At 46.9% G+C, this 24,797-nt stretch carries 22 protein-coding genes; 5 read left to right on the top strand and 17 right to left on the bottom strand.

Going from position 1 to position 24,797, the window contains the following annotated elements; genetic code table 11:
- Nucleotides 1-4 precede the first annotated feature (4 nt).
- The 4 genes from crtI to SAR116_RS13355 all read right to left on the bottom strand — a co-directional run bounded on the left by crtI (nt 5) and on the right by SAR116_RS13355 (nt 4,864).
- On the bottom strand, nt 5-1,537 hold the full coding sequence (crtI, locus tag SAR116_RS10910) for a phytoene desaturase family protein (RefSeq protein WP_013046998.1): 1,533 nt from the start codon (nt 1,535-1,537) through the stop codon (nt 5-7).
- A 42-nt stretch (nt 1,538-1,579) separates the two neighbouring features.
- Nucleotides 1,580-2,602: a polyprenyl synthetase family protein gene (locus SAR116_RS10905; protein ID WP_013046997.1), complete on the bottom strand. Its 1,023-nt coding sequence runs from the start codon at nt 2,600-2,602 to the stop codon at nt 1,580-1,582.
- Nucleotides 2,603-2,675: 73 nt separating this feature from the next.
- On the bottom strand, nt 2,676-3,461 hold the full coding sequence (locus SAR116_RS10900; protein ID WP_013046996.1) for a bacteriorhodopsin-like: 786 nt from the start codon (nt 3,459-3,461) through the stop codon (nt 2,676-2,678).
- 410 nt (nt 3,462-3,871) lie between these two features.
- Nucleotides 3,872-4,864: a helix-turn-helix domain-containing protein gene (locus tag SAR116_RS13355; protein WP_013046995.1), complete on the bottom strand. Its 993-nt coding sequence runs from the start codon at nt 4,862-4,864 to the stop codon at nt 3,872-3,874.
- 290 nt (nt 4,865-5,154) lie between these two features.
- On the opposite strand from SAR116_RS13355, the gene SAR116_RS10890 reads away from it, so the two are divergent.
- The gene (locus tag SAR116_RS10890) at nt 5,155-5,985 is read left to right on the top strand and encodes a lysophospholipid acyltransferase family protein (RefSeq protein WP_013046994.1); all 831 of its coding nucleotides are present in this window, start codon (nt 5,155-5,157) and stop codon (nt 5,983-5,985) included.
- A gap of 20 nt (nt 5,986-6,005) precedes the next feature.
- On the opposite strand, the gene SAR116_RS10885 is transcribed toward SAR116_RS10890, so the two are convergent.
- Nucleotides 6,006-6,590: a DNA-3-methyladenine glycosylase I gene (locus SAR116_RS10885; protein ID WP_013046993.1), complete on the bottom strand. Its 585-nt coding sequence runs from the start codon at nt 6,588-6,590 to the stop codon at nt 6,006-6,008.
- 203 nt (nt 6,591-6,793) lie between these two features.
- On the opposite strand from SAR116_RS10885, the gene betC reads away from it, so the two are divergent.
- Nucleotides 6,794-8,335, top strand: a complete 1,542-nt coding sequence (betC, locus tag SAR116_RS10880) for a choline-sulfatase (RefSeq protein ID WP_013046992.1) — start codon at nt 6,794-6,796, stop codon at nt 8,333-8,335.
- A 21-nt stretch (nt 8,336-8,356) separates the two neighbouring features.
- On the opposite strand, the gene SAR116_RS10875 is transcribed toward betC, so the two are convergent.
- The 5 genes from SAR116_RS10875 to SAR116_RS10855 are packed head-to-tail and all read right to left on the bottom strand — an operon-like array spanning nt 8,357 to nt 13,861.
- A complete protein-coding gene (locus SAR116_RS10875) occupies nt 8,357-8,743 on the bottom strand; it encodes a carboxymuconolactone decarboxylase family protein (RefSeq protein WP_013046991.1) in 387 nt (128 codons plus the stop codon).
- Nucleotides 8,744-8,747: 4 nt separating this feature from the next.
- Nucleotides 8,748-10,436, bottom strand: a complete 1,689-nt coding sequence (locus tag SAR116_RS10870) for a thiamine pyrophosphate-binding protein (protein ID WP_013046990.1) — start codon at nt 10,434-10,436, stop codon at nt 8,748-8,750.
- Between the two features lie 31 nt (nt 10,437-10,467).
- Complete coding sequence (locus SAR116_RS10865; protein WP_013046989.1) at nt 10,468-11,289, bottom strand: alpha/beta fold hydrolase; 822 nt, start codon at nt 11,287-11,289, stop codon at nt 10,468-10,470.
- 36 nt (nt 11,290-11,325) lie between these two features.
- The gene (locus SAR116_RS10860) at nt 11,326-12,363 is read right to left on the bottom strand and encodes an LLM class flavin-dependent oxidoreductase (protein ID WP_013046988.1); all 1,038 of its coding nucleotides are present in this window, start codon (nt 12,361-12,363) and stop codon (nt 11,326-11,328) included.
- A 16-nt stretch (nt 12,364-12,379) separates the two neighbouring features.
- Entirely contained in the window at nt 12,380-13,861 is a 1,482-nt protein-coding gene (locus tag SAR116_RS10855) for an aldehyde dehydrogenase (protein WP_013046987.1), read from the bottom strand.
- Nucleotides 13,862-13,999: 138 nt separating this feature from the next.
- On the opposite strand from SAR116_RS10855, the gene SAR116_RS10850 reads away from it, so the two are divergent.
- The gene (locus SAR116_RS10850) at nt 14,000-14,845 is read left to right on the top strand and encodes a LysR family transcriptional regulator (RefSeq protein ID WP_013046986.1); all 846 of its coding nucleotides are present in this window, start codon (nt 14,000-14,002) and stop codon (nt 14,843-14,845) included.
- Nucleotides 14,846-14,976: 131 nt separating this feature from the next.
- Nucleotides 14,977-15,672 carry a flagellar basal body-associated FliL family protein gene (locus SAR116_RS10845; RefSeq protein WP_013046985.1) on the top strand — a complete coding sequence of 232 codons (696 nt, stop codon included), beginning with the start codon at nt 14,977-14,979 and terminating at the stop codon, nt 15,670-15,672.
- Here SAR116_RS10845 and SAR116_RS10840 read toward each other — a convergent pair whose 3' ends face one another.
- From SAR116_RS10840 to SAR116_RS10825, 4 genes are all read right to left on the bottom strand, one after another.
- Nucleotides 15,673-16,035 (bottom strand): hypothetical protein, encoded by a 363-nt coding sequence (locus SAR116_RS10840; RefSeq protein WP_148212295.1) that lies wholly within the window; start codon nt 16,033-16,035, stop codon nt 15,673-15,675.
- Nucleotides 16,036-16,338: 303 nt separating this feature from the next.
- A complete protein-coding gene (locus tag SAR116_RS10835; protein WP_013046983.1) occupies nt 16,339-18,015 on the bottom strand; it encodes a formate--tetrahydrofolate ligase in 1,677 nt (558 codons plus the stop codon).
- Between the two features lie 247 nt (nt 18,016-18,262).
- Nucleotides 18,263-19,150, bottom strand: coding sequence for a 3-methyl-2-oxobutanoate hydroxymethyltransferase (panB, locus tag SAR116_RS10830; protein WP_013046982.1), 888 nt, complete (start codon nt 19,148-19,150; stop codon nt 18,263-18,265).
- Between the two features lie 179 nt (nt 19,151-19,329).
- Nucleotides 19,330-20,103: a sulfite exporter TauE/SafE family protein gene (locus tag SAR116_RS10825; RefSeq protein WP_013046981.1), complete on the bottom strand. Its 774-nt coding sequence runs from the start codon at nt 20,101-20,103 to the stop codon at nt 19,330-19,332.
- A gap of 328 nt (nt 20,104-20,431) precedes the next feature.
- Between SAR116_RS10825 and SAR116_RS10820 the strand changes: the two genes are divergently transcribed.
- Entirely contained in the window at nt 20,432-21,436 is a 1,005-nt protein-coding gene (locus tag SAR116_RS10820) for a LysR family transcriptional regulator (protein WP_013046980.1), read from the top strand.
- A gap of 241 nt (nt 21,437-21,677) precedes the next feature.
- Here the strand turns inward: SAR116_RS10820 and SAR116_RS10815 are convergent, their stop codons facing one another.
- The 3 genes from SAR116_RS10815 to SAR116_RS10805 form a co-directional block, all read right to left on the bottom strand.
- The gene (locus SAR116_RS10815) at nt 21,678-22,772 is read right to left on the bottom strand and encodes an aromatic ring-hydroxylating dioxygenase subunit alpha (protein WP_013046979.1); all 1,095 of its coding nucleotides are present in this window, start codon (nt 22,770-22,772) and stop codon (nt 21,678-21,680) included.
- A gap of 190 nt (nt 22,773-22,962) precedes the next feature.
- The gene (locus tag SAR116_RS10810) at nt 22,963-23,781 is read right to left on the bottom strand and encodes a hypothetical protein (protein WP_013046978.1); all 819 of its coding nucleotides are present in this window, start codon (nt 23,779-23,781) and stop codon (nt 22,963-22,965) included.
- Between the two features lie 64 nt (nt 23,782-23,845).
- A complete protein-coding gene (locus SAR116_RS10805) occupies nt 23,846-24,784 on the bottom strand; it encodes a dimethyl sulfoxide reductase anchor subunit family protein (protein ID WP_013046977.1) in 939 nt (312 codons plus the stop codon).
- Between the last annotated feature and the right edge of the window lie 13 nt (nt 24,785-24,797).

Here is a 24,797-nt window from a genome sequence, read left to right as displayed (position 1 = left end):
CAACTTACCTTTGCGATCGCACATCATCATCGATCAATGTCTCGACAACCTTTGCCGAGCACAGAACACCTGGCATGCCCGCCCCTGGATGCGCCCCAGCAGCCGCAAAATACAGGTTGGGAATATGCGGGTCACGATTATGATAGCGGAACCAGGCTGATTGTACAAAAATAGGGGCAATCGAAAATCCCGCGCCATGCATTGATCTGTAATCTTTTTTGAAATCTTCTGGCGTCATCCAGAATTCATCACTTATAGATGTTTCCAGATCAGGCATGATCGTGGCACTCAAGGCGGTGACGATGCGATCACGCAATTCAGGCCCTTTGGTATCCCAGTCAATATTACCACGCAGATTTGGCACCGGACATAATACATAGAAACTATCACAGCCATCCGGGGCAAAACTTGCATCGGTGGCTGTTGGTCGGTGCAGATAAAGGGAAAAATCATCAGCCAGAATTTTTTTATCAAAAATATCGGCCAGAAGTTCCTTGTAGCGAGGCCCCATCCATATTGTATGATGCGCAATATCGGGATATTGCGTTCGGGTGCCAAAGAACAACACATAAAGCCCCATCGAATAATGCGTCAGACGATCGGGAAATAACCGCTTTTTACGATGCTTATCAGCTGGCAACATCTGGCTATAGATAGTTGGTGGATCACCATTACAGATGACTCTGTCAGCGCTAAATTTGCGGCCATCTTCGGCAATGGCACCAGTTGCGCGGTCACCCTGCATCGTGATTTCGGCAATATCGACATTCAATTCAACTTTGACGCCAACGCGGATCAAAAGATCATGCAAGGCCGCCACAAGACGGCCTGTGCCGCCCATACAGAAAAACACGCCCCAGCGCCGTTCAAGATAATGAATAAGGCTGTAAATCGATGTGGTTGTGAAAGGATTGCCGCCAACCAGAAGCGGATGTATTGAAAACGCCTGACGCAATAACGGATGCTTGATATGGCTGTTCACTATCCCAGCCACCGAATGGTAGCTTTTAAGTTTTAACAGGCTGGGAATCTGCGCCAGCATTGTCCATAATTTTGTAAAAGGTCTGTCGGCAAGTTTTTCAAAACCAATATCAAAAATAGCTTTCGATGTTTTGAGAAGCGCCGCATAGCCTTTGACATCATCTGCCGAGAATTTACGAATCTCATCATTTGTATCTTCGATCGAGGGGCGGTAATCGAACTGCCTGCCCCCATGAAAATAAAAGCGGTACCATGGGTCAAGCGGCCTGAAATCCAGATGGTCTTCGCGCTTTTCACCGAACAATTCAAATAGCTCGTCAAACAGGAATGGCGCTGTAATAACGGTTGGGCCAGCATCATGCCTGAAACCGCCACGCTCAAAAACCTGGGCACGGCCACCAATAGCTGACAATCTATCAACCAGCGTTACCTCAAAGCCTTTGGCCCGCATGCGCAAGGCTGACGCAATTCCACCAAAACCAGCACCAATCACCAGAATATGCTCACCCGCCCCTGGATCACTATCCAAAGGCGTTACCGGCATTTGTGACGTCATAAAACACCTATCATTAACATTACAATCAATCTTAGGCGATGCCTAGCGGTCAAGTCCAGCAACTGATTGAAGACATATTGCCTCAAGCAGATTTTGTACCGGTGCTATGGCGGTTTGCAGTTCAACAGGCATTTCTGTTGCACAACGTATTGACTCGTCGAGAATGCCCTGCATACGGCCAGCACTTTGAGTCAAGGCGTCAGATGCCATTATTTTTTGAAGCCAAAAAGCAAGACCATCATTGCTACCTGCCTTGCACCATTTGTCAAAGGCCAGAGCTTCGCCGCCTTCCATGCGCTCACGATAGAGTACAATAACCGCATTGGGCGCGCGTCGCGCCAAATCCGACCCACAATCAGCCGCCCCGTCACCAGCACGGAAATTCAGGATATCGTTGGCGATCTGATACGCCTCACCAAGATGACGGAAATATGAACCAATGGCCCCTGCTGCGTCGCCATGTAGGGCCATGGCAGCAATACCTTCCAGCGGCGCAGTGAGAAGCGGCGCCGTCTTGTCGCCAGCAATCCGCAGATAATGATCCCAGCTATAGCTGGACTGAATTGAAAATTCAGCCGCCTCGCCAGCTGTGGTGGTTGCCATATGTTTGGCCAGAATTTTCACCAGCATTGGTGTGTTGGCGCGTTGCGCCGCCTCGGCTGCCAGCTCGAATGACAGCGCAATTAGCCAGTCACCCAAAGTCAAAGCCACGTCACGACCGTATTTTGCCCATACAGCCACACGGCCACGACGCATTTTATCACCGTCGCAAATATCATCATGGATCAAAGATGCGTTATGCAGAACTTCAATAGAGGTTGACCAATGTAAAGCTGCCGCTTGATCAATTTTCAAAAGCTTTGCCGCGCTGAGTGCCATCTTTGCCCGCAACATTTTACCTGGTTTGGCAAAATGATGGCGTGCAGCATCAGCAAGCGGGGTCCCGTCTTTAGGCAACCTATTTACAATAAATTCATGAAGTCTTTGAGAGTTAGCCCCCTCGGCATCTGCACGAGGTGTAACGTTCCGGAATATCGAACTATGTTTTACCGAAAGATTAGTCATGTGCTTACCCCTGTATGTTTATATTCACCAGCGGAAAGAATATGAGGCGATCCGGAGACCGCCTCATAATATATTACTTGGATGCTTCGCTCTCTGTAACAGCAACGTTCCAGATGATTACGCCAAACGCAATCTTGTTCAGAACGTCGGCCAAGTTATAGATAACGTTAAGTGATGCAGCAGCAGAAGCTGGATCGCCTGTACCTAAGTAACCGTAGAAGTAACCGATCGGGTAAATCGCCCAACCAATAGTCACAATCCAACGCATTGTTGAAAAGGCTGACTTAACAGACTCAGGAGCCTGCTCTGCCGAAATCCGGCTGGCTTCACCAACAAAGATTTCATACAGAATGTACGCCCAACCGGCCATACCAATGATGAAACCAAGCCATGCGCCCATATAACCGACTTCGCCGGCATAACCGCCAACAAGCATGACAAGCGTACCAATCATCAGACGCCAGAAAACGCCACCTGATACATTTGTGATCGCCCGCAGGATCAAGTAGAACTCAACCATGAGAAGCGGCACTGTGATAAGCCAGTCAATGTAACGATATACCGTTGGTGTATCGCCTGTACTGATCCATACGTCACGCATGTAGAAATAGTGAACGGCAGCAACCAAAGTTACCAGACCAGACACTGTCAGTGATGTCTTCCACTTTGCAGAAACACGCTGTGTCTCCAAGAAGAAGAATGCTGTTGCGGCAACAAGTGCCATTGAAATTAGCCAGAACGAAATTCCGACATAGTCATCACTGGCTAGATTTGCGTCAGCAGCGAATGCAATTGTAGGGAAAAGGGCAACAGTGGCAGCAGCCAAGATCGCCTTTGAAGTACCCGACATAATCTTCATTTTAAACCTCCGTTAACAGATTGATCACTTTTAAATTATGATCGCGCAAACTTTGCCAAACCAGCATTGTTCACGAAATTTACAGTATTCATCAAATCTAATACACTTCAATAATTAACCGTCTTGTTAACTAACGCTTGGTCGCAATTGGTTTTTTATATTTATTTAACAATAACTTATATGAATTAAAACAGTTTTCTGATTTTCGCAACAATACTGATAGATATTTGCTATTTATACAAATAATTATATACTTTTCAGTACTTTAGTAAAAACTAAACTTATTTAGGACTATTTTGCATCAATTTCAAAACAACCATGATCCAGCATCTTAAAATGCTAAATTGACCAAAATTTGATGGTTTGGGCAAATGTGATCAGCTTTTGCAATGGTTGGAATGGACAGACATTCATGTTTGGTCGACAGCAAAACGCGACTTTTTCCATGCTTTATAAACACGATAAAACGAGTTGGGATCACTATATCCCAACCGATAGGCTATTTCAGTTTTAGATATATCGCCCTGTTTCATAAATTCTGTGGCCAGCCAGAACCGTGTTTCATCAAGAATTTCGCGGAAACTAATTCCATCCTTTTTGAGACGACGCTGTAATGTTCTTTTGCTGATCTCCATCCGTTCTATGACTGTATCAAACTTACCATTACCCATCGGTAGCGTTTCCATCAGGACATTATATACTTCTTGGTAAAGAGCAGATTTTCCAACGCCAAATGAACGCCGCCTGAGTTCATTTTCTGCCTCCATCCACATAACCACATCGGCTCCTAGAAAAGGCTCAATTGCTTCAGATTTAGAAATATGAATTGAATTTATGCCACTGTAGTCTATGTCACAGCCCATAAAGTCTGAGAGCTGGTGACAGTCTGTATATTGCCGGTCTAATTCTAGTTTTTTAACAATAAACGCTTCTGATGTTTGTACCCGTGCCATCCTGATCAGAAAGGTAAAATAAGATGCTATCTGCAAGCATGAACCATGGCCTGGGTCTTGCACTTTAATATAAAGAGATAAAGTATCAGCCGTTTCATGGCATTTAATTTCCGCCGCAGGAAGATATGCTTTGAAATATGGGGCACGCCGAAACACACTAAGCAGGTCAGGGGCGTAATTTTTCATAAAACTAAATGGGATCGGGGGTGCTTCAGCCATTTTAGATCCCGCTAAAATGGCAAATTCAAAGCTCTTAGCTCTAACCCCTATAACATTCCAAGTAGCTTTTAAGGTGGTTTGGGTAACACATTCGTGACTATGTGTGTCATGGCTGGCAGATTTATCTGCAACCTCTTTACGAAACACCGTCTCATCAACATGATACGTCAAACAAAATTCAGTGATGAGTTTGTCGGTTGTTTCCTGAATTTCAGTTAACTCGAAATCCACCAGACAGTTTTCTTATATCATCGATACCTTATATATCTATATACATGGATTTCAAAGATGTCTAGTTTTTGATATTTTCTAAGAAATAAATAGAGCCTTAAAAATACACTTCACTAAAATATAACTATTTGATATAGAGTAAATTTTTCTTATTAAAGACAAGTTTAAACATCAGTATAAGTCTTACAAATATATCGTGCAGTATCAAAAATTATATATAGATATGTCACCATTCTGTAATATTTTATTATTATTTTGACAGAGTTTTAAGAGACATTTATGGATGATCTATGAATAGGCACAGCAATATAGCGGTAGCAGAAGAACATCCAGTGTTTTCTTTTGCCGATGCCGAAATGGGATCATTTTCAAACAAAATCATCCGGTCGTTGGAACGTGCCACCGGTCAGCCAAAAATCAGCCAGCTATATTTTGATTATGTCAGCGAAAATCTGCACCCATCACAATTCTGGTCAGATGCACTGGATCGGCTCGATATTGATATTAATCTTCAGCACGAACAATTTGCCCACATACCCAAAACCGGCCGTGTAGTCGCCGTATCAAATCATCCATATGGCGTCATTGACGGTCTTGTTCTTTGCGCCTTGATGGCGGAAGTGCGAGATGATTATAAGATTATCACACACCGTGTTCTCAGACAGGCACCCGCTATTAATGATAAAATCCTGCCAATCGATTTTGATGAGACCGAAGCTGCACTGGCCAACAATCTACGGGTCAGGAAAGATGCTATGGCGCATCTTAAAAATGATGGCGCGATTATCATTTTCCCAGCAGGGGCTATCTCGCTGGCACCACGCCTATTTGGCATTGCGTATGATATTGAGTGGAAAACCTTTGCCGCCAGGCTGGCTGAACAGAAAAACACCACCACTGTGCCGTTTTATTTTGATGGGCGCACCTCAATTTTATTCCAGATAGCCCGTCGGATCAGCCTGACGCTTGGCTATTCACTTATGTTCCGGGAAATCTGTAATACAATGGGTACCAGCGTTAACGTCACAATGCGTAAACCGATCGACAGCGCAACATTAAAAGCGCTTGGCAACCGGACATTGGCCACAGATTATATGCGCCGCAAGACTTACGGCATATGATAACTGCATATTCTCGCGGTTTATCGTGATCCATGGTAGCGCCAGCATGTTGTCATATGGTCATCAACAAGACCAACCCCCTGAATGAAAGCATAGATAATGGTTGAGCCAACAAAGCTCATCCCGCGTTTTTTCAGATCCTTTGAGATGGTATCGCTGAGTGGGGTGGTAGCAGGCATATCATCAAGCGAAGCAAAACTGTTTTTGATCGGCTTGCCATCAACGAACTGCCATAGATAGCTTGCAAAACTGCCATACTCGCTTTGAATTTTGGCCATGACAATAGCGTTCTTGCGCACGGAATAGATTTTCAGACGGTTGCGGATAATGTCTTTATTGCCACGTAATGCCTCAAGTTCGGCATCGGTCATGGCGATAACCTTGTGTAGGTCAAAATCATGAAACGCGGCTTTGTAACCAGCCCGCTTTTTCAGAACAATTTCCCAATTCAGGCCAGCTTGCGCCCCCTCAAGGGTCAGCATTTCAAACAACAACCGATCATCATGAACAGGCACGCCCCATTCAATATCATGATAAGCCGCCAGAACGTCATGCCCAGCGCCATTGCCAAAACAGCGCATCTTGCTGGCATCAATTTCAAACATAATCATCACACCCCGCTACTTTGATTTTTGAGTCATTGGCTGATCGGGTTCAGATCAGCAGGCTAGCATAGTATGCCTTCGGCACAGCATCACGATTTGGATAGCCGCATAACAGAAAATATTTGACCTATCTGCTTTTTACTTCCCAGTATTAGATAGATCCGCTTCAAACCATCATGCGCATTGGCATCACAAGGGTTAAAATGACACAAAATAACGTATCTGCTGTACCAAATATTATGCTGATCATGGCTGACCAGCTCGCGCCCCAATTCACCAGTGCCTATGGGCATCCGCTTGTGAAAACGCCGCATATAGATGCATTAGCCAAACGAGGCATGCGCTTTGATGCGGCTTATTGCAATGCCCCTTTATGCGCGCCCTCTCGATTTAGCTTTATGTCAGGTCAACTGGTGACCCGCATTGCCGCCTATGACAATGCCAGTGAGTTTCCGTCATCCATTCCCACTTTTGCACATTATCTTCGGTCGATGGGCTATCGAACATGCTTGTCAGGGAAGATGCATTTTATTGGCCCCGATCAGCTTCACGGCTTTGAAGAACGGATCACAACAGATGTCTATCCGTCAGATTTCGCGTGGACACCCGACTGGGAACTGCCTGATGAACGAATTGATAAATGGTATCATAATATGGATTCGGTGCGCGAAGCTGGCGTTGCCGCAACCACCTTTCAGATCGAGTATGACGAAGAAGTGTGCTTTTTTGCCAAGCGCAAATTAATGGAGTATGCCTGTGAAAAAACCCAACCTTTCTGCATGGTTGCCAGCTTCATTCACCCACATGATCCCTATGTTGCGCGACCAGAATGGTGGGATCTTTATGATCAGGCAGATATAGATATGCCAGCCTATACATTGACACGCGATCAACAGGATGCGTTTTCACAACGCCTTATGGATGGAATTGAGGCCAGTACCGTTGCCGTAACCGAGGATGAAATCCGTAACGCGCGACACGCCTATTATGCCAACACATCCTATTTTGACAGCAAGGTTGGCGACATTGTCCGCACCCTCGATGAAACCGGTCAACTTGATAATACGATCATTTTCATCACCGCTGATCATGGTGATATGCTTGGTGAACGTGGCCTATGGTACAAAATGAACTTCTTTGAACATTCGGGACGGGTGCCATTGGTGATGGCTGGGCCTAATGTAGCCAAAGGGACGGTTACTAGCCCTTGTTCATTGGTCGATATACTGCCCACTATGATCGATATTGCCGCGCAGACAGGCCATGACAAGCCTGAATTGGGGCAACCAATTGATGGGCGTTCACTATGGCCAATGGCCACAGGCACTGGTGAAGATAACGGCGATGCTATAGGTGAATATTGCGCCGAAATGACGGGCCATCCTGTATTCATGATACGTCGTGGCGACTATAAATATATCCACTGCGACGGCGATCCAGCACAGCTATATAATATCACCAATGATCCTGCCGAAATGACCAATCTTGCAGATGACCCCACATATCAGACGATTGCAGATAACTTTGCCGCCGAGGTAGTCGCACGTTGGAACAGCGCCGCTATCCGCACCGATGTCATTGCCAAACAGAAACAGCGGCAGTCAGTCTATAATGCGATGCAACATGGCGACCTGACAGCATGGGATTACAACCCACCTCGCGATGCAGCACAAGAATATGTCCGCAATCATATGGACTGGACGGTGGCCGCGGCCAAAACCCGCTTTCCGCCTCTTGATAAGTAGCTATAACAGACTGCCGACAGGTTAGCTGTCATTATTGGCTTTATTCATGGCTTCGACTTCTTCGATCAGAATTGGCACCGCAAGGTTACAGGCATGAATGCCCATCACTGTGGTCAGCTGAATCGTTTCGAAGATTTCGTCCTGCGTGGCACCCGCCTTTAGCGCATTCTGCATATGCCGGCGAACACCGGGGGCATATAGATGCGTTGTGGCCGCATTGATCGCAATCATGATCAGTTCTTTGTATTTCTGGGGTAGCGGACCCTCGCGATGCGGCACACTGCGAAAGGCCAGATATGCCTCGAGAAATTCAGCATCCAGTTCAGCTAATTTATCCCAGATGGGATTCCAGTCACCTTTGGCTTTATGTGCCTCGGTATGCGGAAATAACACGTCATTATCAGTCATAAATTCACCCTCCCCGATGTTTGAAACTGTCGCGGCGGAAGCTGAACAAGGCTTTGGGATCAACCGCAATCTCAACCACCGCCGGTTTATTGGCGTCCAAAGCGGCTTTTACCACATCCCCAACATCGCCTATTCGTTCAGCCTTGAAGCCAGCTGCACCATAAAGCTCGGCAACCTTGTCAAAAGGCGGGCTATGCACATCAGCGCCAATATATCTCTCGCCAAAGAAATCTCGCTGATAGGCTTTTTCCGCGCCCCAGCATTGATTATTCATTACAATTGTGACGGTGTTAATGCCATGCTGAACAGCCGTACTTAGCTCGGAAATTGTCATTCCAAAACCGCCATCACCCATCATGCTGACAACAGGACGATCAGGACAGGCAAGCTTTACGCCAAGACCACAAGCATGCGAAAATCCAACAAGCCCGAAATCAAGCGGCGTGAACAGGCTTGGTGGTTGCCAGTAATTCAGTGCATCGGTTGCTTGCAGACATAATGTGCCTGCATCCATTGTAATGGCCGCATCATGTGGCAGGACACCACGAAGTTCTTTGAACAAACCAGATGGCTGGATCGGGAAAACATCTGAAGCTGCATCAGCATCGCGCTTGGCCAGATAAGCGGCACGATCCGTTTTAAACTGTGCGGTCCAGGCATCAACTTCGGCACGTCCCTGCAAGGTTGCAACCGCTTTGGTCAGTTGCTTTGCGGTCTCGCGTACCTCGGCCCAGATACCAAGCGCAATCGGGAAATAACGGCCAATGGCGGTAGCTTCCAATTCAACCTGAATAATCGCCGCACCGGCGTTTATATTATCATATGAATAGAAGGTCGAATTAAAGCCAAGACGCGTACCAAGTGCCAGAATGACATCAGCTTCTCGCGCCAGACGTGACGCGACCAGATTGCCCCTTGGCCCCATCTGGCCAGCATTTAGCGGATGGCCAAAGGGAATCGCATCACCATGACCTGGTGCCATTATGATAGGTGCGTTCAAGGCTTCGGCAAGAGCCAGAGCGTCAGCCTGACCACCGCTATTTTTGATGCCACCACCAATGACAATGACAGGTGCTTTGGCGTCACGTAACATCTTGGCCGCGTTTTCAATCACATTTTGCGGGGCGGCAGGCATGCTGTGTTCACGATAGGTATCGGGCGATTGAAAGGCTGGAAAATCAATCGTTTCTGCCAAAATATCACGCGGTAGATTGATTTGCACCGGCCCCCGACGTGGTGCCATAGCCACACGAAATGCCTCGCGAAACATTTCGGGCACCCGCGCCGTTTGGGTCACAGTCCAGGTTTTTTTCGTCACCGGCGTAAATAGCGCCTGTTGATCAACCTCCTGAAACGCATCGCGATAGACATGCCCTGATGACAGCGCCCCTGCGATCGAAATAACCGGCGAAAAAGCTGCCGACGCCTGCGCCAGTCCCGTTACCAGATTGGTAGCACCAGGGCCATTCTGCCCCGCCAGCACAACCCCCGGCTTGCCCGATGCACGGGCAAAACCATCTGCCATATGCGTGCCAGTGCGTTCATCATGTATGCCGATGAAATTGATCGTATCAGCATCATAAAGCGCATCAAACATTTCCATTGTTGCCGAGCCAATCAAACCGAAAACATGTGACACATTTTCGACCTTGAGTGACTCAACCGCGGCCTGACCGCCAGACATTTTTTTCATAAGAAACTTACCTTTCAACAGCCAATGGCATTCAGCCAGAATTATTCATATTATGCGTATCAAGAAAATTACGAACCGGTGCCGCAAAGAGCATCGGCTTTTCAACCAGCCCCATATGTTGAAGATCGGGCACTATGATCGTATCTGCATTTTCAATTTCACTGGCAATCGCATGCGACATGGCCGGGGTACTTCCACTATCATACATACATGTCATAACCAGTGATGGCACATCAATTGACACTACGGGGCGTATCAGTTCCAGAACGCCATGCGCCAGCACCTGACGGCATTGCGCATAGACTTTGGGATCATTTGCAAGCACCCAACTACGGATCCGGGAAATTACATCATCATTTTTTTCGATGAAATCAGGCGTGAACCACCGTTCGATAGTGGTATCAAGTGTGGCGCCGGGACCACCTTCATCCGACTTTGCCGCCCGTTCTTCAACAAGTTTCTGGGCTTCGGCCCCGCGTTCATGTGGTGAGTTCAAAATAGCCAGTGCCCAAGCGCGGCCAGGATAATCCATCGCAAAACGGCGGTTAATCATGCCGCCTAGTGAAAAGCCAACCACAGCAGATTGCGCTATTTCTAACTCATCCATCAGTTCGGCAAGCTGTTCTGCAAACAGGCTCAAATCCGGACGTCGTGGTGGCGGAGCCGAGTCGCCATGCCCATAGAGATCATAGTTCAGAACCCGATAATGTTCAGCCAGATGTGGGATATGGCCAGCCCATGTCGCCCGCGTCAATCCCAGCCCATGCACAAGGGTAATAACCGGCCTGTTATCAGACCCACGATTACTAGACTCATAAAGGTCAAAGACCGTACCATTACCCGAAACAGGCATATGCTTCCCCTTGCTGACGCTTTAAATTGGCATGATTTACGAAAAGGCAGGTATGACTTCGTCGCAGAACAGCTTTAGCGATTGCTTTTGTGACGCCATGTCTAAATTCATGCTTGCATAGTAAATGAAGGCATCAACACCCAAAGCTTCATATCGCTTTAGCTTGTTGATGACTTCTTCTGGCGTACCAAACATCAAATTCTCGCGCAGCATATCGGCATTATACTCATCACGGTTTTCCAGTTCATCAAGCGGTATCTGCTTTGGAAATCCATTCACCACATCACCCAGATTCTTGAACAGATTTTCAAATTGTCCAAGTGTTCTTTGCAATGCTTGCACTGGCTTAGTCCAGTCTTCGGCTTTGGCATAGACCGCGCTATGGCGCATCATCGCAAATGTTGGGCGTTGTGCATCCGGATTGGCCGCCATCGCCTCATCAAGCCGTCCCTTATATAACTCGGCTTCGGAAAATGGACGCGTTAGCGGCCATGACATGATGTTATAGCCATGCTTGACCGCATAGTCATAGGTGATCGGCGCACGTGCTGCGACCCAGATAGGCGGATGCGGATGCTGGACTGGCTTTGGCACCGAGGTCGATGTCGGAAATGACCAGAATTCACCATCATGTGCATAATCGCCTTGCCAGAGCGCTTTTACGGCAGGCAACATCTCATGCATATATTGCCATGCATCTGACTGCTTCAAACCGGGGCGCATACGGTCAAATTCACGCTGATAGGCGCCGGATCCAATACCAAATTCAAGACGACCTCCCGAAATCAGATCGGTAAAGGCCGCCTCGCCAGCCAGATTGATTGGATGCCAATAAGGGGCTGTGGCCACGGCTGTGCCCAGGCGGATACGATCCGTATGCCCTGCCCACCATGTCAGTATCTGGAACGGGTTGGGCGCTATTGTCATCTCCAGCGCATGATGTTCGGCAGACCATACAAGATCAAAACCACCCTGTTCGGCCATCTGCACCATTTCCAAGGTATGGCGTTGAACCGCATCCATATCGATTGAATCATCAAGACGCTCAAGATTTACAGCAAGTTGGAATTTCATATTCTATTCCTTTTCATCAACGGGATACAAAAACCGCACCTAGCGGTTCGTCTGAAGTGTTCATCCAGATTGTCTTTGGTCTGGTATAATCATAGACCGCCTGAAATCCGCTTTCGCGGCCATAGCCAGATCCTTTGACACCTCCAAATTCGGCGATTGGCGATACCGCGCGATACGTATTGACCCAAACGATGCCTGCACGCACAGCCTTTGCCATGCGGATAGAGCGCGCACTATCGCGCGTAAAAATACCAGCCGCCAAACCATGCTTAGTATCATTAGCCAGCGCTAAAACCTCAGCTTCGTCGCGGAACCGCAGAACACTGACAACCGGACCAAAAAGTTCGGTATCAACAATGCGCAGATCCTGACGCGGACATTCAATAATCGTTGGCTCAAAATAGATGCCATCAAGACCATCTGGGCGTTTTCCCCCAGATAAAATATGGCCACCTTCACTGACCGCATGCGCAACTTCGCGTTCAATCACATCGCGCTGACCAACCGTACAAAGCGGCCCCATCTGCGTTTCTTCGGCAAGGGGATCACCAATCAGGATGCTTTCGGCAGCGGTTTTCATTCGTGCAAGAAATTCATCGGCAATATCTTCATGCAGATAAAGACGTGATCCAGCCACACAACTTTGACCTGCAGCGCCAAATATACCCGCGACGGCGCCATTTACCGCACTTTCAATATTTGCATCATCAAATACGATGATTGGAGATTTTCCACCAAGTTCCAGCGATACTTCGGCAAAATTTTCGGCTGAATTATGTAATACATGACGCGCGGCAATAGGCCCGCCGGTAAAGGATATACGTGCCACCAGCGGATGCGATGTAAGCGCCTTGCCACACGGGTCGCCATGACCAGTTATGATATTAACCACCCCATCGGGAATACCGGCCTCTTTAATAAGCTTGCCAAATTCCAGCATTGCTGCCGAGGCATGTTCGGAAGCTTTCATAACGACCGTGTTTCCAGCCGCCAGCGCCGGACCAATCTTCACAGCGCTCAGGAACAGTTGTGAATTCCAAGGCACAACAGCCGCGATAACGCCCAGCGGTTCACGATCGGTAAAGACAAACAGATCAGGCTTGTCGATCGGCAAAGTGTCGCCATGTATCTTGTCAGCACAGCCCGCGTAGAAATGAAAGAATTCAGCAATATATTTTGCCTGCCATCGCGTTTCCTTGAGCATCTTGCCTGTATCAACCGCTTCGGTATGACCAAGCTGTTCGGAATGACCAGCCAGCAATTCGGCAAGCCGGCGCAAACAATGGCCTCGTTCAGTTGGACTCATCTTGGCCCAAGGTCCATCATGAAACGCCCGGTCAGCCGCCCGCACAGCGATATCAACATCTGCCGCCGTTGCCTCTGGGACGCGCGCCCATACTTGGCCGGTTGCTGGGTTGATGCTGTCAAAAGTTTTATCATCTGACGCGCCAATCCACACCCCATCAACCAGCATTTTATAATCAACTACATTCGTCATTTCCAGCCACCTATCTGTCAGGAATGTATCCATTTCCAATGAGACAATGACAAAATAAACAATATTTGTTAAACGAATTATTCTGATTATTAAGTTTGATTTATTCGAACATATTATCTGATCTTAGATGAGGCAATAATGAACATTGTTACGCTTAAAACCTTTGTGGCGATCGTCGATACAGGCAGCCTTATCCGCGCGTCCGAACGCCTGCATGTTACGCAATCAACTGTCACCACACGTCTTAATGCTTTGGAACAGAATCTTGGGCAGACTTTGATACACCGCCAAAAGTCGGGTGCGGCCATGACACTGGCAGGGTTGAAATTCAAACGCTACGCCGAAGCCATGCTTGACCTATGGCAAAAGGCACGAAGCGAGACCGCTTTGCCTGGGTCTGTTAATCAGATTTGTAGTATCGGATGTATTCCCGATATTTGGCCTTACTGGGGGCATCGTCTGTTTGACCATATTCGCAATACACAGCCACAAACGGCACTAGCAGCGTGGCCAGGGCAAACCCGTGATATGAATGAATGGCTTGATACTGGGATCATCGATATGGCGCTAAGCTTTCAACCTCGGCGGCATGAAAGTTTTACCAGCCGTCAAATAGCCACTACAAAGCTGGCCTTATTTTCGACCCGCAAGGACAGTCCTATTCGGTTTGACTCCAATTACCTTTATGTTGATGGGGGTGAAAATTTCGCCCGCCAGCATACATTGGCCTATAGTGACGCCGGAACAGCCCGCATTTCGATCGGTTCATCTGTTTGGGCTTGCGACTATCTACTGGAAAATGGTGGATCGGCTTATTTGCCTGTTGAGCTAGCCAAACCACATTGTGATAGCGGGCAGCTGTTCAAGCTTGAAGATGCGCCTATTTTTGACCGGCATATTTATCTTATCAGCAATGATAGGGTTGTTAAATCATGGCCATGGTTCGACGAATTATGCGATGCTATTTTTGATGTGAAGCCATAGCGTTCGGTATCTTCTTTACCTACCCTACGAAAAAGCTGAATTCTGCCGTAAAGGTGTATAAGCAAAGACCGATGTCACCACGGCATCGGGCCATAATTAACATATTTTGATAAGTGCCGGATCACACGTTCATGAATGATGCAGACGATTTTGACGACCTCGATGATGAAGAAGACGAGGCCGAAAAAGAAAAGATAAAAGCTGCCGAGAAAAAAGCAAAGCGCAAGACGCTCTTGTTGATGTCTGCGCTTATTGGCGGGCCTGCTATGATCATTGCCGTGTTATTCATTGGTAGCCACATTTTGTTCACGGATTCATCTCCGTCAGCTGTCGATATCAGCAAAGCGTATGAATTGCGCAAGCAATCCGGCATGAGTGTCAGCGCCGCTTTGAGGGGTGCCGAACTTCTTGGCGATGATTTGAAAGGTGCAGACGCTGATAACGCAACAAGTGACAATATACCAACTGACAATGCCTCAGCCGAAAATATGATGCCCGATGAGTATCAATATTTTTCCTTCGTACTGGCTTTTACGACGAATTTGAAGAATAGCAAAAAGATGGTGTCGGTTGAAATTGCCTGCGCAAAGCTGGCCAAATATATCGAAGGTGATAATTTCTTACTTGAGATGACCGATATGGAGCCTGCGTTCCGGTCGGTTATTCTGGGACATCTTAGCGAATTTAAAGAAGACGATCTTGATACGGTACCAAAACGCGACGCCGCCACAGAAATTCTGCGCCTAGCACTGAATGAAGAATTATTAAAATATGATTACAATAGCCAGATAGACTCGCTTTATTTCACGAGTTTTCGTATTTTTTAGCTACCCTTTTGAACGTACTGGCTTGCGTTTAAATAGAACAAATTCGCTAGGGATAGGTTTCGGTTCAACTGGCACTTCGATAGGGTCAGGTTCAATGACTGCGAAGGGCTTGATCGAGTCATCATTAAACGCATCCATAACCGCACCAAAGATATCGTCATTTTCGGTATTGCCTGCTTTTTCAAGATAGATTGCCGTGCGGTCACTTTTGCGTTGCTGGCGCAAAGCTTCAGAGATATTGGGCGCTGTAGTCTTGCCAATCCCGATTTTAAGGGGAAAACGTCCTTTGATCCAACCTAACAAAGTTGACGTTTCGGTTTTTACACCCTTCTTCGATGTGGCAGTCCCCGAAATACTCTTCACAAAAGCAACCTTCATTGGGGTTAGACAATATCGGCAACCCGATAACTAGATGCAGAGAATCACCTGGAAGTTGCAATGTCAAGGCCATTAGACAAACTTTGCGAATCGGAAAGCGCGCCTGTGCCAGAATGTCGCACTTTATCAACGAATCGCGGTATATCCTTGTGTTAACCTCGATAAATTGATTCCAACTTCATGCGCATAAAACTAAAGGGCACTGCCTCAGCAGTGCCCTTTGAAAATAATTATCGCGTAAAAGTTGTTACGATTTAGATTAAAATCTTCCGAATAACCGAGGTTGTATTAGAACAGACCTTCGATTTGGCCTTCATCATTCAGCATGATCGACTCGGCTGACGGTACCCGTGGCAGACCAGGCATTGTCATAATCTCGCCACAGATAGCGACAATAAAGCCTGCACCAGCTGATAGGCGCACTTCGCGTACAGGTACGCTATGACCAGTAGGCGCGCCGCGCAGGTTTGGATCCGTGCTGAAGCTATATTGTGTCTTAGCCATACATACAGGAAGATGGCCATAGCCCTGCTCTTCCCACTGCTTGAGTTGGGCAACGATTTTCTGGTCAGCAATCACCTCATCAGCACGGTAGATGCGCTTGGCAATCGTCTCGATCTTTTCCAACAACGGCATTTCATCCGGATAGATCGGTGCAAAATTAGCCAAGCCAGCATCTGCGATTTCCGCGACGCGGATAGCCAGTGCTTCAGATCCCTTTGACCCATGCTCCCAATGCTTTGAAACGATGGCTTCTGAACCCTGTTCAACAACATAGTCTTGCAAGGCCTTAATTTCAGCATCGGTATCAGTAACAAAATGGTTCACCGCGACAACAACCGGAACACCAAAGGATTTCAGGTTTTCGATATGGCGACCAAGATTCGGGCAACCAGCCTGAACAGCCGCAACATTTTCAGCACCTAAATCAGCTTTGGCAATGCCGCCATTCATCTTCATGGCACGCACTGTGGCAACAAGAACAACCGCACTTGGTGCAAGACCAGCCTTACGGCATTTAATGTTCATGAATTTCTCGGCACCCAGATCAGCACCAAAACCAGCTTCCGTTACAACATAGTCAGCAAGCTTAAGCGCTGTTGTTGTGGCAACAACCGAATTACATCCGTGCGCAATATTGGCAAATGGGCCACCATGGACGAATGCTGGGTTGTTTTCGAGGGTCTGTACAAGATTAGGTTGCATAGCTTGGCTCAAAAGCACTGTCATAGCACCATCAGCTTTGATGTCACGGCAATAGACAGGGCTACGATCACGCCGGTAAGCAACGATGATATCACCAAGGCGCTTTTGCAAATCATTAATATCAAGCGCAAGACACAGGATCGCCATAACTTCTGACGCAACGGTAATATCAAAGCCAGACTGGCGCGGGAAACCGTTCGATACGCCACCAAGGCTGGTGACAATGTCACGCAACGCACGGTCATTCATGTCAACAACGCGGCGCCAGGCCACACGTCGCTGGTCAATGTCCTGCTCATTGCCCCAATAGATGTGATTGTCAATCATCGCCGACAACAGATTATGCGCCGAGGTGATAGCATGAAAATCACCCGTAAAATGCAAATTCATTTCTTCCATCGGTACGACCTGAGCATAACCACCACCAGCGGCACCACCCTTCATACCAAAACATGGACCAAGCGAGGCTTCGCGGATACAGACCATCGCCTTTTTGCCAATGGCGTTAAGGCCATCACCAAGACCAACAGTGGTGGTGGTCTTACCTTCACCAGCTGGCGTTGGATTAATCGCCGTCACCAAAATCAACTTGCCATCATTACCGCTTCTTTTAGAGGCGATAAATTCAGCCGACACTTTGGCTTTATCATGACCAAACGGCAAAAGATCCTTTTCAGGAATGCCGAGCTTTTTACCAATCTCCTGGATTGGTTGCATCTTTGCTTCACGTGCAATTTCAATATCGCTTTTATAAGTCATCAGGGTCTCTCAACTTCTAATCAACGTTGCCAGCTTGCGCCTAATACGGGCAGGCCATATGGGGGTTTGTAAATTCTGATATATACAATCAAGCCAGCATGTTATCGCAAATGCGAATACATTTTGTGGCAGATGTTACATACAAGCATCACTCAAAATAAATGAGATATAGCAGGAACCGTTAAGTGTCAGATTAACATGCCAAAGCATAGTCTGATTGGTTCCTGCTATATTAACGTCTTATGGTTTAGCCAAGCTCTTCGAGCTTGCGCTCCCATTTCATAGCCTTGGCGAATTTACGCAATTCATCTTCAGGCATGTTAATGGTGTTTTCCGGACCAGGATAATTTCTGGTCTTAACGTCGTTCATATATCTTGTGATAACATCTTCCATGATCGGGATCAGGTCAGTGTAGATACGTGAATGCTTTGGTACATGCTCTTCCCAAAGGTGGAACAGGTCAGACGAGATGATGTGAACACCATCTGCACAATTACCTGCACCAAGGCTGATAACCGGAACCGGCAAAGTCTCTGCAAGATATTCGGCAACTTCAGATGTTGTCACCTCGCAAAGGATTGAGAAACAACCTGCGTCATACATGGCCTTTGCATCGTCAACAAGTTCCTGGGCACGCGCAGCTGTTTTACCCTGTGCGATAAATCCACCAAGCTGTGGCATACGCATCGGGGTAATACCGATATGACCCTGAACTGGAATACCAGCATTCACAATCGCTTCGATAGCTGGAACGTGATGGCGGTTGCCTTCACATTTCATGACTTCGGCATTCGCTTCATGAACGAAGCGGCCAGCATTCTCAACAGCCTGCTCTTTTGAAACATGGAAGCTCCAATAAGGCATATCGACCATACGCAGACCATATTGTGACCCACGGTCAATCGCCTGCGACATCATCATGACTTCGTCAAAGCTGACCGAAACAGTGCTTTGGTGACCAAACAGGATCATACCACCTGTGTCTGAAACACAAAGAATGTCCATACCCAAGCGATCCGCCACAACGGCTGTCCGATAATCATAGGCAGCAAGCTGTGTAATCGGCTCACCCTTTTCCATTTTCTTGAGTAGTGTTTTATAGGTCACTTTCCTGCGTGGCGGTGTATCTGACATTTCTCTCTCCTAATATTCCCAAAAGTGAATTTCACGTTAGTTAGGGTGTTTGTATTTATTCCCGAGCTAACGTTACAATTTTCTGTGCGTTGGCATAAGAAAAACTGTCAAATAAATGGCTGACACCTATTAGATATGTGGCATCGGCTATGTTTCTGAGGGGTGTCACAAGGGGGGTTTCAGACGCCTAGGCCCAGCACATCAATGAACAGAAAACCACCAACAAGTGTCAGAACGACGGCAACAATTATCTTTAATGTTGCTGTTGGTAATCTATGCGCGACCTTGGCACCGATCAGGCTTCCTGTTGAAATCCCCATCGCAAGACTGATAGCAATGACCCAGCTAAAGTTACCTGCCATGAGGTTAGCCGCCGTCGCAAAAGTCGCTATCGGTAGCTGAATAGCTTGCGATAAACCGATCGCAAGCAGAATTGGTAGCCGTAGCCACATTAACAACGGCACCAGTACCAGGGGCCCACCTGTACCTGTCAGTGAAGACAGAACGCCTGTGATCGCGCCAATACCAATCAGAGGTGTGGCGCCTAATGATGGGGTATCACCATGGTCGGTCTTTACACCACCACGCAGGGTTTGCACGCCTGACAAGATCGCCAAAACCCCGATCAAGGCTTTCAAAAAGTCACCATCTATGACCGCAACAAGCCAACTGCCCAGCAAAGCGCCAGGGGCGGCACCAATGAATAATATCAAAGCCATAGACCACTGAATTGATTTGCTTTGAGCATAAATGTACGTGCCAACAAGACCCGATACTATATAGGCAAACATAGCCGCTGAAATTGCCAGCTTGATGTCAACACCACCAAAATAGACAAGAAGCGGTACCAGCACGACACCGCCAATACCTATGCAGCCAATAAGTGCACCTGCAAGAAAACCACAGCCAAGATACATTGTAAAAGCTGCTAATAATGTCGCTTCAAGTTCCACGTACCATTCCCACACCTAAGGTAACAAATCTGCAATCCGTGGTATGGGCAATCCACCAGTTAGACAGTTACTAAAGCACGACAACGCACCCATTTAGATGCTCAACGCTAGCACCAGTCATAGGACAAGTCGTGCTTTTACTTCGCCATAAACGAGAAAGTACGACCGCTTCTATGATGAAATTCATATCAACTATAAGGAAAACATTTAATTTTAGCTTTGACCTATAAAAAAACAGGTATACGGTGATTTATATAGTTGCCATTTTTGTTAGAGCGTCTTTTTAATAGATAGCGTCAAACAAGTTAGAGTTTTGGAGGGGTGCCTAATGTTTTTGAAACAACTAGAATATCTTGTTGCTGTTATCGAAGAGAATCATTTTGGCCGTGCCGCTACGCGATGTAACGTGACGCAACCAAGCCTTTCGAACGGCATTAAGCAATTAGAACTTGAACTTGGAGTAACCCTGTTCAAACGTGGCCGCGGTCAACGGCTTTACGGCATTACCGCCGAAGGTGAAAAAGTGGCCTCATGGGGTCGCTTAATCATTGCGAATTTCAACGCCCTTAGTAATTCAATTGCTGAAATGCAGGGTAACTTGCATGGCAAATTATCGATCGGTGCGATGCCATCAATGTCACCTGTTCTGCCGATTATTCTGCAACGTATTCGGAAAGCATATCCAGGCTTGTCAGTGGATGTGCGATTTGTCGGCAATGATGAAATCAAAATTGGCCTTGATAACTATTCGATTGATTGTGCTATCACCTATGTTGAAGACGCTGACGCGCTTGGCTGGTGTAATGTCTTGCCCATTTTTACCGAAACATGGGGCTTGCTGGTACCAGACTCATTTGAATTTGAGGATGTTGAAGAAATAACCTGGAGAGATGCGGCAAAGTTGCCTTTTGCACTGTTGCGCCAATCCATGCACGAACGCCGGATTATCGACAGCACCTTCACACAAGCAGGATGCGAAGTTGTTCCGAAAATCGAATCTGAATCGATTCTGCATCTGATGTTTCAGACGCAATACACAGAATTATGTACCGTTATCCCCTATCACTTTACCCGTATGCCCGGACTGCATGATGGTACCAAGGTCTTATTGCTAAAAGACCCAGTTGTTCGCAAGGATGTTGGCCTGTTCTGGGTTAAGGCCGAAACCGAAATGCCAATGTCCCGCATTGCTGTTGAGATTTCAAAAGAACTAAGTGAATCAGGTGAATTGCACAACTTCCTTTATGGCCCAAAACAGTTCATGCCAGAGGATGACGACGAAAACGATGCTGCAGGCTATGCCGCGATCAAGGAAGCCGCTGGACTCGACTAGCTCCAGCTGTCTCACCTCGGGGACACCAGACCCGTGCATCTATTCGCTCTGTGCCTTTCCAGCACTGCGCATACATGTTGCTATTGCCAGCCAAGCGCAATGATAAAATCTGCGTGACCTATCTGTAATCACGTGGCCATGACAGTTATATTTCGCGCTGAAACCATAACATATCTAAATCATAAAAAAGGGCTGGTGACATAAAGCACACCAGCCCTTTTCGTAATATATCTGATTATTGCTATTCGGCTGCAACAACCATGTCATCTTCAACCGCATGACCAAGTGGATTCTCTGGACTTACACCCAGATGCTTGCCCCATTCAGCATAGTAATGGCGCATGCCTACTTCATCATGAATCGTTCCACCTTCATGGCGACCATGCAGAATTCTGCGGGCTTCTGTACCTTCACGCATGGTTGTGCCCTGACCAGCAACACCGATCAGATCTTCATGCAGGTTACGGCCAAATGGACCCCAGATAGAATTATGGTGCTCAATTCTTGTCGCACGCTCTTCTGGTGTGTCTTTCTTCAGACCATAGCCACGGAATTCGATCAGAACTTTGTTCGGACCAAGTGGTGTGACTGAGTCACTGCGATAGGCACTGCCTCTTAGATTGAAGTTGAAGCCTGGGAACAGGTCAACCATGTACCACTGGTTCGGTGGCAGATTAGGGAATGACAATTCACCTCTATCTTCGAAGCCTTCATACTCTTCATACTGCACTGTGAAGCTGCTCACATTCACGTGACCATTGTCGAAAGGGATGTTCTTTCGTGCAAAATACGCATCGTTGAAGCCCGTTACACGGTTATGATAGTGCATGAAGTCATGATAGAACTCACTATTGGTGTCGTGCCATAGCTTGTAATTCGTATCAATGATTGACTTATGATAATGGAAAACTTCCATTTCTTCTGTATCGATAGCTTCAGCGATGCAATCAAACGCACCACATGTCCACTCGTCAATGCTCTGTGTTGGGTTAGGATCAAGCGTTACCCAAACCATACCACCATGCTGAACACCGCTATGCAGCTCAGTCAAACCATCGACTGAAATACCGTTGCCAGTAAGTCTGTCGATCTGTGGGCATAGATACACTTTGATGTTATCACCATGATTTACAGCAACGACATTTTGAAACGCAATCTGGCTTGATCTGAAATCGCCTTTGTTTGCCATCTCACTTTTGTGGCACATTGGCACCCATACTTTGGCGAAGATATGCTCGATTTCCTGCTCATATATCTCATAATTGTTATAGCACTCACTTGAGATATACTCGATTTTTGGTGTGGCTAACCATTTCTTATGATTTCTTGGTGGCATAAAACCCTCCATCAACGATCGGTAATATATTTAACTGAACACATATTCGGGCTTTTCGGCATGAAGTGTCAACAATTTCGTTGTTATATTTGAGAATTGTCTAATAGCCAGAAGCTATGAAAAACATCTTTTTCCTTATCGCAATAATAACCACAACCCCTTATGGGGTGTCACTTTTACCTGTGTCTGATCACCCCAGACAAGATTTTGCATCTTGAAGCAGTTGATTGATGACAGTTGCGTTATCCATTTTCTGCTCAGACATTTTATTTAGCGACAATAAATTGGCCGCATCAAAATCAAGTGCATGGTTATTTTTGGCTGATTCTGCATAGTTTTTGCTGACAAAGAAAAACGGCGCTGGCCGCAGATCATCACCAAGACTCATCCCCACCAGAACATTGGCATGATCATCTGGCTTAGTCACAATTTCAAAACTAAGGGTGAAATTCTCAGGTTTGCAGGAAATGCCCCCTATTTCAGCAACAACATCGCCGCTATCGGCTAACTTTTGTTGCACTTGCGACAACACATCGGCAGCAATGATAAAACAGTCATGCATCGCTTTTAGCTCAACAGCCACAGCTGGCGCATCATGTTCATCCGTATCGCCCAGGAAGAAGTCTTTCGACTCAAACGGAAGCTCAATGGTAAATTTAGACCGGTCACGGTCACGATGCAAAAGCTCAACAAGATACCAGGCTTCGGCATAAGCAGGTGTACGGTCATCAAACCAGAAACTATGCCTGACCTTTTCACCATTCTCACAAAAGAAAATTTCCAGTTCAGGTATGCTAAGGCCGATTTGAAGGTCACCGTCAAATACCTTTGTGCAAAGCGTCTCGCGATCACTTTGCCATTCCAGTTCTAAATGCCTGTTTTGAGGCAATGGCTCTAGATAGCTATGCGCACCCCTAGCCAACCAAAACACCGCATTTTGAGCTTCATACCGCGCTTTTTTATAATCTGGGCTGGTAAATGTTGAAATATCTGGCCAGTTATAGGTCAAGCGCTTCTCCACATAGAAAATTATAAAATTTTCAGCATATAAAATAAGGATAATACAGTTTGTATTATTGCGAACTGCCGTAATACAGTGTCACAACATGGACAGCTTCGGCAAAGAACAACCACCGTTCCATGACCAGCCCAACAGCAAGGCTAGCTGTCGCGACTGAGGCAAAGAACAGAGGTTCGGCCATACCAAGGCTTAGCACCATGCAAACCGATGGCACGATAAAGCAAAGCAATGTAGATAGCATCCGCATCTGCCGGCTATGTTTGCGCGCCACGGCATAGCCCATTTCACGCATGACATAGTTAGGCTGTGTATGCGCAGGTTCAATCTGACGGATTTTACCTTGCCCCTTTAAACCGATGGCCTGTTCAACTGTATAACCGATCGAGGTTCTATCAATCTTGACCCAATACAGCCATTTAGCAACCAAAGCTGTTGCGGCGAGCATCAAGGCCAGACCAATCGACGAGGTGTTAATCTGATCAAAGATAGTTAGTAGCAGAACCTGTAAGATCGCCCCACTAGCCAACGCGATGATAATGTAATTTGGTGCGGTCATCTTCTGGTTCCACGCGCTGATCGTGCGCAGAGACGCATAGATCATGCCTGTGCAATAGACAGTTACGACGGATAGGATAGCGGTTAGCAAGGCCACGTAAGGCACAAAGCCATCAAGCTTTCCAAAGAACACCCATGAAATACCGAATATGCCAGCTGGTACATAGGTTACGATGGCAAAAACGCCTTCGCGTGACAGCCATGATGTACGCCATTGCGAAACAGCACGCCAAGAGCGTTCAGGATGGCCCAGATGCGCCATTGAAGACAGCAAACCGACGGTGATCAAGCCAAGCGACAGTGCCATGCTAACAAAGCCGTAAACTTGGCTTTCTGGCAAAACGCCCATAAAGCATGCCAGCGATAGCAACATCAACAGGCCATAACCAGCACCTGATGCTGTGGTAAACAAAATAACGGAATAAGCGGGATGCATCTTTTTGTCCTCT

Origin of the sequence: Candidatus Puniceispirillum marinum IMCC1322, assembly GCF_000024465.1 — a bacterium.
Taxonomy (GTDB): Bacteria; Pseudomonadota; Alphaproteobacteria; order Puniceispirillales; family Puniceispirillaceae; genus Puniceispirillum; species Puniceispirillum marinum.
The sequence above is the reverse complement of the archived record's forward strand: the minus strand, read 5'-3'. Positions and strand labels throughout refer to the sequence as shown.